At 61.1% G+C, this 14,171-nt stretch carries 12 protein-coding genes; 6 read left to right on the top strand and 6 right to left on the bottom strand.

Features of this window, described 5'->3' with window-relative positions; translation table 11 throughout:
• Positions 1 to 10: 10 nt before the first annotated feature.
• Positions 11 to 2,224: a hypothetical protein gene (locus IB266_RS28360; protein ID WP_192263862.1), complete on the bottom strand. Its 2,214-nt coding sequence runs from the start codon at positions 2,222 to 2,224 to the stop codon at positions 11 to 13.
• A gap of 36 nt (positions 2,225 to 2,260) precedes the next feature.
• On the bottom strand, positions 2,261 to 3,493 hold the full coding sequence (gene wecB, locus IB266_RS28355) for a non-hydrolyzing UDP-N-acetylglucosamine 2-epimerase (RefSeq protein WP_192263984.1): 1,233 nt from the start codon (positions 3,491 to 3,493) through the stop codon (positions 2,261 to 2,263).
• Between the two features lie 927 nt (positions 3,494 to 4,420).
• Between wecB and IB266_RS28350 the strand changes: the two genes are divergently transcribed.
• From IB266_RS28350 to IB266_RS28340, 3 genes are read left to right on the top strand one after another with little or no spacing between them, the layout of a single operon-like run.
• On the top strand, positions 4,421 to 4,975 hold the full coding sequence (locus IB266_RS28350) for a TRAP transporter small permease (protein ID WP_192263858.1): 555 nt from the start codon (positions 4,421 to 4,423) through the stop codon (positions 4,973 to 4,975).
• Positions 4,972 to 6,252 carry a TRAP transporter large permease subunit gene (locus IB266_RS28345; protein WP_192263855.1) on the top strand — a complete coding sequence of 427 codons (1,281 nt, stop codon included), beginning with the start codon at positions 4,972 to 4,974 and terminating at the stop codon, positions 6,250 to 6,252. The genes IB266_RS28350 and IB266_RS28345 overlap by 4 nt, the downstream gene beginning before the upstream one ends.
• 50 nt (positions 6,253 to 6,302) lie before the next feature.
• Positions 6,303 to 7,322: a TRAP transporter substrate-binding protein gene (locus tag IB266_RS28340; protein ID WP_192263851.1), complete on the top strand. Its 1,020-nt coding sequence runs from the start codon at positions 6,303 to 6,305 to the stop codon at positions 7,320 to 7,322.
• A 290-nt stretch (positions 7,323 to 7,612) separates the two neighbouring features.
• On the opposite strand, the gene IB266_RS28335 is transcribed toward IB266_RS28340, so the two are convergent.
• Positions 7,613 to 8,404, bottom strand: a complete 792-nt coding sequence (locus tag IB266_RS28335) for a transporter substrate-binding domain-containing protein (protein WP_192263848.1) — start codon at positions 8,402 to 8,404, stop codon at positions 7,613 to 7,615.
• 92 nt (positions 8,405 to 8,496) lie between these two features.
• Complete coding sequence (locus tag IB266_RS28330) at positions 8,497 to 9,150, bottom strand: TetR family transcriptional regulator (RefSeq protein WP_192263846.1); 654 nt, start codon at positions 9,148 to 9,150, stop codon at positions 8,497 to 8,499.
• Positions 9,151 to 9,291: 141 nt separating this feature from the next.
• Between IB266_RS28330 and IB266_RS28325 the strand changes: the two genes are divergently transcribed.
• Together IB266_RS28325 and IB266_RS28320 are read left to right on the top strand one after the other, a co-directional pair.
• On the top strand, positions 9,292 to 10,521 hold the full coding sequence (locus tag IB266_RS28325) for an arabinose transporter (RefSeq protein ID WP_192263844.1): 1,230 nt from the start codon (positions 9,292 to 9,294) through the stop codon (positions 10,519 to 10,521).
• 59 nt (positions 10,522 to 10,580) lie between these two features.
• Positions 10,581 to 11,447: an SDR family oxidoreductase gene (locus IB266_RS28320; protein WP_192263842.1), complete on the top strand. Its 867-nt coding sequence runs from the start codon at positions 10,581 to 10,583 to the stop codon at positions 11,445 to 11,447.
• Positions 11,448 to 11,494: 47 nt separating this feature from the next.
• Here the strand turns inward: IB266_RS28320 and IB266_RS28315 are convergent, their stop codons facing one another.
• Both IB266_RS28315 and IB266_RS28310 read right to left on the bottom strand, forming a co-directional pair.
• The gene (locus tag IB266_RS28315; protein WP_024619432.1) at positions 11,495 to 12,127 is read right to left on the bottom strand and encodes a response regulator; all 633 of its coding nucleotides are present in this window, start codon (positions 12,125 to 12,127) and stop codon (positions 11,495 to 11,497) included.
• A 31-nt stretch (positions 12,128 to 12,158) separates the two neighbouring features.
• Positions 12,159 to 13,520: a cache domain-containing protein gene (locus IB266_RS28310; RefSeq protein ID WP_060742185.1), complete on the bottom strand. Its 1,362-nt coding sequence runs from the start codon at positions 13,518 to 13,520 to the stop codon at positions 12,159 to 12,161.
• A gap of 314 nt (positions 13,521 to 13,834) precedes the next feature.
• Here IB266_RS28310 and IB266_RS28305 point away from each other — a divergent pair.
• Positions 13,835 to 14,171, top strand: a 337-nt coding sequence (locus IB266_RS28305) for a carbon starvation CstA family protein (protein ID WP_318646608.1), incomplete at its 3' end; no start/stop codon positions are given.

Raw genomic sequence — 14,171 nt, 5'->3', positions numbered from 1 at the left:
AAGGTTACCGTTACTGGCGATTGCGACGGGCGCTACGGCCAGCCAGCAACAAGATAAGGAACAAGGCAATGCCACCGGGGATCAGCCAAAGCAGCGAAGGTTTGCGCCAGGCATCCAGGCCCTTGGGTTCTTCCTCGCCGATCAACTGGCTGCCGTTGGGATCCTGGGTATCGAAGATCGCCACGGCACCGTTGTCGCCTAGAATCGCCACATCGCCACGAGTCAGTACGACCGGCTTGGCCAGGCTCGGGGGCTGTTCGCCCAGGGCCCGATAGACCAGGCCGTGCTGGCCCGAGGTCTGCACCACTTGCAACGACGCCAACTGGTTGAGGCGCTGCACATCCAGCATCACCTGGTCCTTATGGTTGATCCGCAGGTGACCCTGTTCGTCGACCTGGACCGACTCCTTGCTGTCCTTGAGCGGCAGTTCGAAAGCCAGGAACGCTTTGTCCGGGCTGACGGCGGCTTTCGGATCGGTGCTGACTTTCAACTGCGCGCGCAGCGGCGAAACACCCGAGGCGTCGGCCACCGGGATCACCTGGGCCAGGCTGCTGGCCGGATGGTCAAGGTATGCCTGGGGAACGAGCACTTGGGTATCTACGGCAAAGCGTGCGGCGATACCGGCGAAATCGTCACCCAGGGAGGTTTTGTCCAGCACGATATGGCTGGTAGGCAGTACGGACACCGGGAACGCCTGAGGCGTTTCGAGGCAACGGTCGCTGACCGGTTGGCGCTGGAACGAGACGCGCAGTACGTTTTTCGAACCCAGGGCGTAGCGTGGGATGTGAGCCTGGATGCGTTGTGGTTCGCCATCGGTGGTCAGTTGCTGGGCACCGATCAGGAAGTCATTGAAAAACAGCGAGGCCACGGGCGCGGTGTCCGAAGCGCCGGGTGCGGCGGAGACGTCGACCACTGCGGTGACGGGCAGGCGACCGTCATACGCCACGCTGCCCAGAGGGAACGAAGTGCTCCAGTCGAATCGCGAGGCCACATCGAAGTTACCAGGAGCGCCGCCCAGTCGCGACAGGGCCACGCGGCCATCTTCGCTCAACGGCGTTTGCGCTTCGTTCACGGTCAACTGGCGGCTGCGTGCCAGTTTGTTCCAGGCAGAGCCGAGCAAGGACAAGGCTTTGCCGGTCGCATCCGGGGCGATCGTCAGCACCGGGCGAGTGCCCAGCAGCGCCAGGCGCACGTTGTCAGTGCCGGTGCCCACCAGGGCGGCGTTGACGTGCGCATTGCGCCATTGGGTCAAGGCCGCTGCTGCCGTGGCGTCGACGCCTTGGACCTGCTTCTGCAAGGCATCCAGGGACTGGTTGATGGCCTGGAGCAGTTGCGGGTCGCTGATGGCCAGGTCGGCCTGCAGGTTCGGCACTTGGCCAAGCATCAGCAGCGCACCGATTTCGGCTGGGGTGGCCAAGGTATGCTGGCCCTTGCCGTTGAGGCTGGCGAAGGCGGGAATGTTCAACAGTTCGGCCGGGACGCGCAGGTTGCTCAGGTCGACGCTGTCCTGCAGGGCAGGGAAGGGCAGGATACGGGCATGCTTGCCGATCCGCTCCAGGGCCACGCCCAATCGCCAGGCGGCATCATAGCTGCCGGCCGACAACGAGCCCGGTGCGACCAGGATGCCAGGGTTGGCCGGCAGTGTCGTCCAGGCGACGCCGACATCCTTCAGTTGGCTGGCATCGTAGCTGTAGTTCAGGCGGGTATCAGGCTGAATGCGCAGCACGTTGCCGATGACCCGGTCTTCTTCGCACAGCGGTAGGGAGACCACCGACGACCAGGCAATGCCCAGGCGCACCAGGCCGTTGTCCCGTGGGGCCTGGTCGACGCCCAGTTTAACGCTGGCATCGCCCTGCGCTTCGCTGAGGCCTTCGGCGCGCACCGGGTAGCCATCGAGCGACAGCAGCATGGTATTGCGGCCGCCTTCGCCATTGAGATAGCTGGCGTCCAGTTGCAGTGTCGCATCGCTCAGGGTCACGCCGGCGGGTACCGGCAAATACAGTTCGCGTCGAGCGTCGCTGGCACCCAGCAGGATTGGCGCGGTGATGCCCAGGTCGCTCAAGCGGATCTCACGCTCCTGGCGGGTATCGGCGTTGAGTCGGTTGATTGCCTGGGTGAGCGGGCTATCCGCAGCCAGGGCAAAGTTTGGCATGAGCGCGAGCAGGCTCAGGCCACAGGCAAGGGCGCTGAGCGCGCCCGTAGGGATGGCAACGGAAGGCTTCATTCAGGCAAATCTCGATCTGATAAGGGTGGGTAGCAGTTATGAGGTGAAATCGGCGAGCAACTCGCGTGGCTCGGACAGCGGCGTGTGTGACGGCTCGTGGGCCGGTTGCACCTGACCCACGACAAAGTCGTCGACCGCGCGTCCCATCAGGGTGTCGACGATGCGCTGGCTGGCCTTGCCATCGCCGTAGGGATTGACCGCTTGAGAGGCACGACGCCACAAGGCCGCGTCGTCGAACAGCGCGTTCACGCCAGCAATGATCGAGGCCGGGGATGTGCCCACCAGGCGCACGGTACCGGCGGCCACGGCTTCGGGGCGCTCGGTGACGTCGCGCATCACCAGGACGGGTTTGCCCAGGGACGGCGCCTCCTCCTGCACACCGCCGGAGTCCGTGAGGATGACGTGGGCATGTTGCATCAGGCGCACGAACGCCAGGTAATCCAGGGGCTTGATCAAGTGCACGTTGAGCAGGTCACCCAGTTGTTCGGTCACCGGTCCCAGTACGTTGGGATTGAGATGCACCGGGTAGACGATCTGGATATCAGTGCGCTGGGCCAGCTCGCGCAAGGCCTTGCAGATGTCCAGGAAACCCTCGCCGAAGTTTTCCCGACGATGACCGGTCACCAGTAGCAGCTTGCGTCCGGTTTGCAGGAACGGGAACTGTTGGTCCAGATCACCGCGCAACCGGGCATCGTCATTGATACGTTGGGCAGTCAGTTGCAGTGCATCGATCACCGTGTTGCCCGTCACCAGGCAGCGGCCCTGCAGGCGTTCGCCCAGCAGGTTGTCGCGGGATTGGCCGGTAGGGGCAAACAGCAGGTCGGCACTGAGGTCGATGCAGCGACGGTTCATTTCTTCCGGCCATGGGCTATAGATATCACCGGTGCGCAGCCCGGCTTCGACATGGCCTACGGGGATGCGCCGGTGGAAGGCGGCCATCGAGGCCACCATGGCCGAAGTGGTGTCGCCATGGACCAGCACCCGATCCGGCCGGGTCTGTTCCAGGACCGGGTCGATGGCGCTATAGAGGGCGGCAGTCAGGGAGTTGAGCGTCTGGTGCGGCGTCATCACGTCAAGGGTGAAATCAGCCTTGAGATCGAACAGATCCAACACCTGCTTGAGCATGCTTTGATGCTGGCCGGTGACGCAGATCAGCGATTCAATGCCTGGTTCGGCGGCGAGGGCCTTGACCAAAGGAGCCATCTTGATGGCTTCGGGACGGGTACCGAAGATCGAAAGGATCTTGATCCGTGAGTCTTGAGTTGCGATGACGCCTTCCTCGCGCAGTTTTCTGCGCCGCACAACAGCCATCCAGGCACGGTAGGTGACTGGCCAGGCAAGCGGTTTAAGTTAGTAAATCTGAAAGTCAGGCAAATACCTGCGTGCACAGGACGTGACGGTAGTGGCATCTTGCGATCTGAACCGTCAAATTAATAACATTAAAGATCGCTGCCGCAAAGTTTTATATGTGAAGTTTCAATAAATTTTTTTAAAGCGTTTATTAAAGGCTGGAGGAAGGCGCTGGGCATTGATTTTATTTCGTTTGTTACTGTTTGATTAATAAGGATTTTTATAGGCTTTCTGGCTTCGTTAATCGCCATTGGCTCAGCAATGCGCGTGGCTGTCGATTTTTTGACAGAAAGCGCCAACGTTTATGTAAGCCTTGGGTTCGTCATTAGAATGACGCCTGTATATTGTCAAGTAGGGCGCAAGCCTTAGTACCTAAGTGCCAAGTCTTACAAGTTGATGAAAGTTCAATTTAGTTTGAGCTTTTGTTTAAGTAGTTCAGGGCCTGCGATAGGCATTATTAGTCTTCGCAAAACAGCACGATCCTTAAGTAAGCCACCCGCCTTGAGGCTTGCCTTAAACCCATCGGGTGCCGCGGAAATCGCTTGTCCCTCTAGCCGATAATCGCACGCTTTGTAATGCGTTCGTGCCTGGGATATTGACCGAACTAACCGGTTGGTACATTTTAAGCGCCACATACGTCTTGCGACGCATTGCCAAGACCATAATAAAAAATAGAGGAACACCTCATGCGAACCTGTCTGCAAGCGCCCGACACCTTTCCCTCGGTCTGGCGCTACTGGCCTGAAGCCCTTCGGAACACCTCCATTTGGACTCGATAGCGGACACCGTCGCCGTTCTATCGCGCCGGTTGGAACCCGGCACTCGACAATCCGAGAGGTCTTCAAGATGGCAAAAGTCGTCGATTTGTATTTCAAGCTGCTGAAGCTGCTGATCGTGCTGTGCATGCTCGCAATGATCGTGCTGGTGTTCGGCAATGTGGTGCTGCGCTATGCCTTCAATTCCGGCATCAGTGTGTCGGAGGAGCTGTCGCGCTGGTTCTTCGTCTGGATGATTTTTCTCGGCGCCCTGGTGGCGCTCAAGGACCGTGCCCACCTGGGCATGGACAGCCTGGTCAGGCGCTTGCCGTCGACAGGCAAGCGGATCTGCCTGGTCATCGGGCATCTGCTGATGTTGTACATCTGTTGGCTGATCTTCAGTGGCAGTTGGCAACAGGCGGCGATCAACCTGAACGTAGTCGCCCCGGCGTCGGGATTATCCATGGCGCTGTTCTATGGCGCCGGCCTGGTGTTCGGCGCCAGTGCCGCACCGATCCTGCTCTACGAACTCTACCTGGCGCTGTTCGGCAAGCTCGGGGATGACGAGCTGGTGATGGTCAAGGACAACGACGCGATCACTCATCACCCCGGCACCCCTAATCCGATCAAGAGTACCCGCCCATGACGCTGGTTATTTTCCTCGGGTCCTTGATCGGCAGCATGGCACTGGGCATGCCTATCGCGTTTGCCTTGCTGGTGGTCAGCGTAGCGTTGATGGTTTACCTGGATCTGTTCGATGCGCAGATCATTGCCCAGAACCTGCTCAACGGCGCGGACAGTTTTCCGCTGATGGCTGTGCCGTTCTTCATGTTGGCCGGCGAAATCATGAACGTCGGTGGCCTGTCCAAACGTATCGTCAACATTGCCATGGCGCTGGTAGGGCACAAGCGCGGTGGCCTCGGTTACGTGGCGATCATCGCTTCCTGCCTGCTGGCATCGTTGTCCGGTTCGGCCGTGGCCGATGCGGCGGCTCTGGCGGCGTTGCTGATACCGATGATGGTCTTGGCTGGGCACAACCGAGGGCGCTCGGCCGGGCTGATCGCCGCCGGTAGCATCATTGCGCCGGTCATTCCGCCGAGCATTGGCTTCATCGTCTTTGGTGTGGCATCCGGGGTGTCGATTTCCAAGCTGTTCCTGGCCGGGATCGTGCCGGGGTTGATGCTGGGGGCTTCGCTGGCCGTTGCCTGGTGGTACATCTCCCGCAGCGAGAACGTCGAGACGCCGCCCAAGCGCTCCCGTGCCGAAGTGCTGCGCACGTTGCTCGACGGCAGTTGGGCGATGGGCCTGCCCTTGATCATCATCCTGGGCCTGAAATTCGGCATCTTCACGCCCACGGAAGCGGCGGTGGTCGCGGCGGTCTATTCGCTGTTCGTGTCCCTGGTGATCTACCGGGAAATGAAGGTCAGCCAGTTATACGAAGTGATCCTGTCCTCGGCCAAGACCACTTCGGTGGTGATGCTGCTGGTGGCGGCGGCCATGGTTTCATCGTGGCTGGTGACCATCGCCGACCTGCCGGGCCAACTGGCGGAGCTGCTGGCGCCGTTCATGGACAACCAGACCGTTCTGTTGCTGGTGATGATGGTGCTGATCATCCTGGTAGGGACGGTGATGGACATGACCCCGACCATCCTCATCCTCACCCCGGTGCTGATGCCGGCCGTCATCCAGGCCGGGATCGACCCGGTGTACTTCGGCGTGCTGTTCCTGATCAACACGGCCATCGGCCTGATCACCCCGCCCGTGGGCACGGTGCTCAATGTGGTTTGCGGGGTGGCCAAGCTGGACTTCGAGGAAATCGTGCGCGGGGTATGGCCGTTCATGTTTGCGCAGTTCGTGGTGCTGTTCCTGTTGGTCCTGTTCCCGCAATTGGTCCTGGGGCCGTTGAAATTCTTCACCGGCTAACACCGGTGCTGTTAGCTCGACCTTAAAAACAATAACGATCGGAGAGTGACATGGGAAAACTGATGAAAACCCTGCTGGCCGGGGCGTGCGCGACGGGCTTGCTGTTGACCGGCGTGGCCAGCCACGCGGACGAAATCCGCGAACGGACCTTGCGATTCGCCTTCCAGAACGTCAAGGAACACCCCCAGGGCCAGGGCGCGCAGAAGTTCGCCGATCTGCTCAGCGAGAAGAGCGGCGGCAAGATCAAGGTCCGCCTGTTCCCCGGCGGTACGTTGGGCGGTGATGTGCAAACGGTGTCGGCGTTGCAGGGCGGCACACTGGACATCACGGTGCTCAACTCCGGCATCCTGGCCGCCCAGGCACCGGATTACGCCATGCTCGATTTCCCGTTCCTGTTCAACAACGTCGAGGAAGCCCATGCGGTCATCGATGGGCCGGTCGGGCAGAAACTGGCGGCGCAACTGGACAACAAAGGGCTGGTAGGGCTGGGTTATTGGGACCTGGGCTTTCGCAACCTGACCAACAGCAAGCATCCGGTGACCAAGCTTGAAGACATGCAGGGCCTGAAGATTCGCGTCATCCAGTCGCCGATCTACCTGGAGACCTTCTCCGCCCTGGGCGCCAACCCCGTGCCGATGGCGTTCCCCGAGGTCTACACCGGCCTTGAGCAGCACACCATCGACGGCCAGGAAAACCCTTTCACGGTGATTGAGGGCAACAAGTTCTACGAAGTGCAGAAGTACCTTTCCGTCACGGGGCACATCTTCAATCCGCAATCGTTGATCATCAGCCAGAAAACCTGGAACCGTCTCAACGACGATGAGAAAGCGATGATTCGCGCGGCCGCGGCCGAGGCGCAAACGTTCCAGCGTGAAGTCACGGCGGCGAGCATGGACAAGGCCAAGGCCACATTGGCCGCTGCGATGACCGTCAATGAAATCACCCCAGCCGAGAAAGATCGCTTGCGTGAGCGAGTGAAACCGGTGGTCGACAAGTTCGCCAAATCCTTGGATGGCGACCTGGTGAAGACGATGTACGAGGAAATCGCCAAGGTGCGCGCGGCACAGTGAGGTGAATGGGCCTGTCCGGACCAGACCCCGTCACAGGAGGTCCCCTGTGGGAGCGAGCCTGCTCGCGATGGCGGTGTGTCAGCCAACCTCAATGCGGCTGACCTGACGCCATCGCGAGCAGGCTCGCTCCCACAGTTGTTTTGGGCTGGCCCAGGATTCATATACGCCACAGATCCCCCTGTGGGAGCGAGCTTGCTCGCGATAGCGGTGTGTCAGCCAACCTCAATGCGGCTGACCTGACGCCATCGCGAGCAAGCTCGCTCCCACAGGGCGGGTGTTTCAGCCAATGGTTACTGGGCGGCTGGAACGGCCAGCCACTGGCCAATCACCTTCTGGTAGCTGCCATTGGCCTTGCTCAGGTGCAGCCACTGATCCACGTACATCTTCCAGGTGTTGTCATCCCGTGGCAGCAGGTAGGCCTTCTCGCCATATTGCAGGTAGCGGGTCGGGTTGACGGCGCACAGGCCGGGCTTGAGTTTTTGTTGGTAGAGCGCTTCCGAGGCGTCGGTAATCATCACGTCGGCTTTCTTGTCCAGCAGTTGCTGGAAGATGGTCACGTTGTCATGGAAGCTGAGCTGGCCGTTGGGCAGGAACGCCCGGACGAAGGCTTCGTTGGTGCCGCCGGCCGGCTCGACAAGGCGTACCGAAGGCTGGTTCATCTGCTCGAGGGTCTGGTAACGCTCCTTGTCTTCGCAACGCACCAGGGGGATCTTGCCGTCCACGTCCAGGGTGGTGCTGAAATAGGCTTTCTTCTGACGCTCCAGCGTCACCGAAATCCCACCCATGCCGATGTCGCATTGGCCTGCAACCATATCCGGCATCAGGGTTTTCCAGGTGGTCTGCACCCATTGCACCTTGACGCCGAGGCTGGCGGCCAGGGAGCGCGCCATGTCGATGTCGATGCCTTCGTACTCGCCTGCTTCGGTTTTAAAGGTATAGGGCTTGTAGTCGCCGGTGGTGCACACCTTCAGTTCGCCGCGTTGCAGGACCTGGTCCAGCAGCGAAGGTGCCGGTTCGGCCAAGGCGCCGCAAGAGAGCGCCAACAGGCCACAGAACGTCATCGAGCTTGTTATGGTTTTCATTGTGAGGGGACGTCTCGTAGCGGAGGGAAACAAGATCGGGGAGTGTAGTAAAAGTGTTGGCAGGCTGTCACTGGAGCATGGCTGACGAACCGTCAGCAGACAGCGGTCTCAAAGGGGCGTCGCTGCAAGCTTTCCAGGTAGGCGCAGAACATATCGGCCATGGCGTCGCTGTAGATGGCAACGTCCACGGGAGAGTGGGGCGCTGATGAAAAGCGCTTACCCACGGCACTGAGCGTGCTGATGACCAGGTCACCTGCCAGGGCGCGGGCCTGTGCGGGGGCGTCTGGCAATGCTTGCAGCATGAAAGCGTCCACCGATTGTTGCACCGACATCCGCGCGGCCTGGTGCTCGGGGGCGTCGCGGTAGAGCGGGGCGGCGTCATTGAGGGCGACGCGTATCTGGGCTTCGTCACATTCGGACTGGATGAACGCTTGCACCAGGATACGCAGGCGCTCGAAGGGCGGCTTGAGGGTGTCTTCAAGAATCTCGCGCAGCATGTCGCTGGTTTGCCGCCATTCATCACTTTGCAGGCGGAACAGGATCGCCGCTTTGTTCGGGAAGTATTGATACACCGAGCCGACGCTGACGCCCGCGCGTTCGGCAACACGGGCCACCGTGAAACGTGCCGCGCCCTGGGTCGCCAGAACCTGAACAGCCGCTTCCAGAACCGCGGCGACGAGCTCGGTGGAGCGTGCCTGTTTCGGCTGTTTACGCGAGGAAATCTGCGGGCTTGGGCGTTCGGACATGTGGGCTTGAACCTCGGCAGGGAATGCGAATAGGAAATGCGACGGATTATTCGTATCTTGAATGCGACGAATTGATCGCATTCTAGTCGCCTCCGCAGGCAGCGTTCAACGTCACATCGCATCCTTTCCGTGGGTAGGGTTATGACACAAGACAATATTCATCTCGGCGCTTCTTCGGCGCCTCAGGCAGCCGTCGAGGCCAATCCGGCGCTCAAGCTGTTGCCGCTCACACTGACCGTATTCATCGGTTTTCTCACGATCGGCATGCAACTGCCTGTCTTGCCCCTCCATCTGCATGACGCGCTGGGCATGGGCACGCTGGTGATTGGCCTGGTGGTCGGGGCACAGTTCGCCGCGGCGCTGTTGTCACGGGCCTGGGCCGGCAATTTTGCCGACATGCGCGGTGGCAAACGCGCCGTCATGACCGGGTTGGTGACAGCTGCGGTTTCAGGGCTGGTCTATCTGCTTTCTCTGGCGTTCGTTGCCGCGCCGGTCACGTCGGTCTGGCTCTTGTCCGGCGGTCGGGTGCTGCTGGCAATTGGTGAAAGCCTCGTTGTCACCGGTGCGCTGGGGTGGGGCATCGGTCTGGTGGGGGCGCAGCATGCCGGCAAGGTCATGGCCTGGAACGGCATCGCCATGTACGGGGCCTACGCACTGGGTGCTCCGCTCGGCGTGGTGCTCAACGGCGCCTGGGGGTTCACCGGCATTGCCATGGCCTCGATGTTCATTCCGCTGCTGGCCTTGCCGATTGTCGCGGGCGTGCGCGCTGTCGCCCCTACGGCGACCCGGCGTACACCGTTCTACACGATGCTCGGTGCTGTATGGGTTCCCGGCATGGGGTTGGCGTTTTGCAGTGTCGGCTTTGGTGTCCTCACGGCGTTCATTGCCCTGTTGTTCGCGGCCAGGGATTGGGGCAACGCTTCCTTGGCGTTCACGGCGTTCGGTGTGGCTTTCATCGCTGCGCGCCTGCTTTTCGGGCACCTTCCGGACAAGATTGGCGGCGCTCGCGTCGCCCTGGTCTGCGTATTGATCGAAACCGTTGGGTTGCTGCTGATCTGGAGCGCGGACACCGCGACCATGGCTTATGTGGGCGCGGCTTTCACCGGCTTCGGTTACTCCCTGGCGTTTCCCGGCTTCGGCGTGGAAGCGGTACGGCGTGCGCCACCGCAGGCACGCGGTCTCGCCATGGGGGCCTACGTCGCGTTTCTTGATATTTCCCTGGGCATCACTAGTCCGCTGGCCGGTTTGTTGGCCAGTGGCTGGGGCATCGGTGCGGTTTACCTGGGCGGCGCCATTGCCGTTGGGATGTCCTTCGGGGTGGCCTTGATGCTGCTCAGAGGACGGCAAGCACAAGTTCAATACAAATCCTGAGTCTTCGATGGGTTATAGAAGATTTTCGGTCTCGTTTTTTTAGAACAGGAGCGTTGCATATGCACGTATTCGTTACCGGTGCCACGGGCTGGGTTGGGGCGTCCGTGGTACAGGATCTGATCGCCGCCGGGCATCGGGTCACGGGCCTGGCTCGATGCGAAGAAAAAGGCGCGACACTGGCTGCGACAGGCGCGAAGGTGATTTCAGGCACGTTGGATGATCTCGAGATCTTGCACAGCGCAGCCTCGGCGGCGGACGCGGTGATCCACACGGCGTTCAATCATGACTTCTCGCGATTTGCCGAAAATGCCCAGCAGGACCGCCGCGCCATCGAAACGTTGGGCGATGCGTTGCGCGGCTCCGACCGGCCGTTGCTGGTGACGTCGGGCCTGTTTGGATTGACGCGGGGCGCGAGTGAACTGGAAGTGGTGAGCCCGGCCTCGCCCCGCAAGTCCGAAGCCGCCGCCCGGGACCTGGCCGAGCGTGGGGTGCGTGTGGCGACGGTGCGGCTGGCGCCCTCGGTCCATGGCCTCGGCGACCATGGCTTCGTGCCGATCCTGATTCGCCTTGCCCGGGAAAGCGGCGTATCGGCTTACCCAGGCGACGGCAGCCATTGCTGGTCGGGTGTGCATCGACAGGATGCCGCGCGGGTTTATCGGCTTGCCTTGGAGCAGGGGGTGACGCAATCCGTCTACCACGCCGTCGCCGACGAGGCCGTGCCGTTCAAGGACATTGCCCAGGCGATCGGTCGTGGCCTGGGGTTGCCGGTCGAATCCCGGGAGCGCGAGCATTTCGGCTGGTTCGCCCACATGGCGGGGGCGAACATGGCGGTGTCCAGCGAATACACCCGTGCCTTGCTGGGCTGGATGCCAAGCGGCCCGGGGTTGTTGGATGATCTTGAACACCCTGGTTATTACGCGGGATAAGGGGCACCTGTGGCGAGGGAGCAAGCGCCCTCGCCACAATGGTTTCTCTAGCGGGAAATGATCCCGTGATCGATCGCGTATTTCACCAGGGCCGCGGGCTTGTCGATGTTCAGCTTGCGGCGGATGCTCAGGCGATGGGTTTCGACGGTACGTACGCTGATGTCCAGTTCACGGGCCATTTCCTTGTTGTTCAGGCCCTGGACCATTTTGTACAGCACCTGGCTTTCCCGTGGCGTCAGCTCGTTGTCGGTGTGTGGGTCGGTGGCGAGCCGCTGGGCGATCTCGGCACTGTAGAAGGTGCCGCCGCTGATGATGGCTTCGATGGCCGCGATGATTTCCCGCGATGGCGCATTTTTGAGCACGTAGCCGCTGGCGCCGGAACGCACGGACTCGCTCACGTACTCATAATTGTCGTACATGCTGAGGATCAGGATCTTGAGGCTGGGGTATTGCTTGCCCAGCAGCCGGGTCAGCTCGAGCCCGTTCTTATCCTTGAGGCCGATGTCCATCAGCAGCAGGTCCGGTTGGCAGCGACCGACCATTTCGATCGCTTGCGCGCCGTTCTCGGCTTCGCCCACCACATCCAGTTGAGGCATCACCGACAGCAGGGCCCTGATGCCGTCGCGGACCAGGGAATGGTCATCGACCAGTGCGACGCGAATCACGGGAGGCAGGTTCATCGACGAGTGCTCTTGTTGGCGTGGGCGTGCATCAGTTTTCCGTGACCGAGAGGTTCATGGGCAGCAGGATGTCCAGTTCGCTGCGGCCCGGTACGGACGTCACTTCCAGGCGACCGCCGAAATGCTCGACCCGCTCGCGGATGTTACGCAAGCCGATGCCGGCATGGCCGCGTTCCACTTGCGGGACGTTGAACCCCATCCCGTCGTCGACCACCGTCAGTCGCAGGGACTGGCTGGAGCCGAACAGGGTAATGCCGACGCTTTTCGCCCCGGCATGGCGCTCGATATTGGTCAGGGCTTCCTGGGCAATGCGAAACAGCGAGACAGGGGCGCCATTTTCGAGGCGGCAATCGAATTCGTTGCTTCGATAGGACACTTCCAGCCCGCTGCGCTGCTGGAACTCGGTGGCGAGCTGGCCGATGGCGGCGGGCAGGCCCAAGGTGTCGAGCAGGGACGAGCGCAAGTCGTGGGAGATATTACGGATCTCGCCGATGGCTTCGCCGAGCCGGTCGGTGGCGTTCTTCAGGATGCCCAGGCCGTTTTCCTGGCCATTCTCCAAGACGTGGCTGGCCAGCTCGAACTGGAATTTTATCGACACCAGCAGTTGGCTGATGCCGTCATGCAGCTCGCGCGAAACCCGCGAGCGTTCTTCTTCCTGCAAGCTGACGATGCGCTGGTTCAAGCGCTGCAGTTTTTTGTCGGCCAGGCGATGTTCGCTGACATTGAGGGTCATGCCGCCGGCAAACACCAGCAGGACCGCCACCAACGCGATCGCGGCGATGGCTTGCATGGTGGTGTGGATGCCATGGGCGACCTCGTCACGGGCCTGCTGGGTGGCGCGCTCGACATCTTCCAGGTAAATCCCGGTGCCGAGCATCCAGCCCCATTTGTCCAGCATCACGACATAGGCCAGCTTGTCGGTCACCTGGCCGGAGGAGGGCTTGTTCCAGGCATAGCGCTGGAACCCTTCGCCTGACTCGGCGCTTTTGATCAGCGCCTGGATGACCGGCAGGCCGTGGGGGTCCTTCATGTCCCAGAGGTATTGCCCCACCAACTCCGACTGGCGGGCATGCATGAGGCTGCGGCCCTGGCGGTCATACACGAAGAAGTAACCGTTGATGCCGAAGCTGAGCTTGCGCAGTTCTTCCAGGACCTGCTGTTGCGCCCGCGCGTCTCCCTGGCCGTTGTCATACAGCGGGGCGATCAGGCTCTGCGCCATCTCGACATAGTTCTTCAACTCGGCGCGCTTGCTCGCCAGGATGCTGTCTTCGATCAGTTGTGCCTGTTGGTCGCCCAACTGGCGGTTGAGCGAGATCACCAGGGCGCAGATGACGGCGATGGCCAGGACCAGCGGCAAAATCCCGAGGGCGACGATTTTGTGTTTGAGCAGCATCTGTACTCCTGTCCGGGCTCGGCGGGGAGGCGAATGGCGGCATCATATGCCAAACCCATGGATGAGGCATAAAACCTGTGGAGCAAGACGTGTGGGAGCAAAGCTTGCTCGCGACGCTGGCGCCGCGGTTTATAAAAGACCGTATTAACTCTATCGCGGGCAAGCCTTGCTCCCACAGGGGCAATGGGAGGTCTACGTAGTACTACGGATTTATTTATTGACGACTTGCAGGGATATTGGGCCGGCTCCGAATAGCCGGGGCACACTATAAAAACAATCGCCGCAATCCATTGGATATCGGCAGGAGACACGCAATGACAACCCGTCTGGTTAAACACCTCGCCTGGTTTGCCGTGGCTGTTCTGGGAGCTTGTGCGTTGAGTGTCGTGGCCTTGCGCCGCGGCGAACCCATCAACGCCCTCTGGATCGTCGTCGCCGCCGTGGCCATCTACCTGGTCGCCTACCGCTACTACAGCCTCTTCATCGCCAACAACGTGATGCAACTCGATGCGCGCCGGGCCACCCCCGCCGTGCTCAACAACGATGGCCTGGACTACGTCCCGACCAACAAACACATCCTCTTCGGCCACCACTTCGCGGCCATTGCCGGCGCGGGGCCGCTGGTCGGGCCGGTGCTGGCGGCGCAGATGG

The organism is Pseudomonas sp. Pdm06, from assembly GCF_014851795.1.
Classification (GTDB): Bacteria; Pseudomonadota; Gammaproteobacteria; order Pseudomonadales; family Pseudomonadaceae; genus Aquipseudomonas; species Aquipseudomonas fluorescens_AA.
The sequence above is the reverse complement of the archived record's forward strand: the minus strand, read 5'-3'. Positions and strand labels throughout refer to the sequence as shown.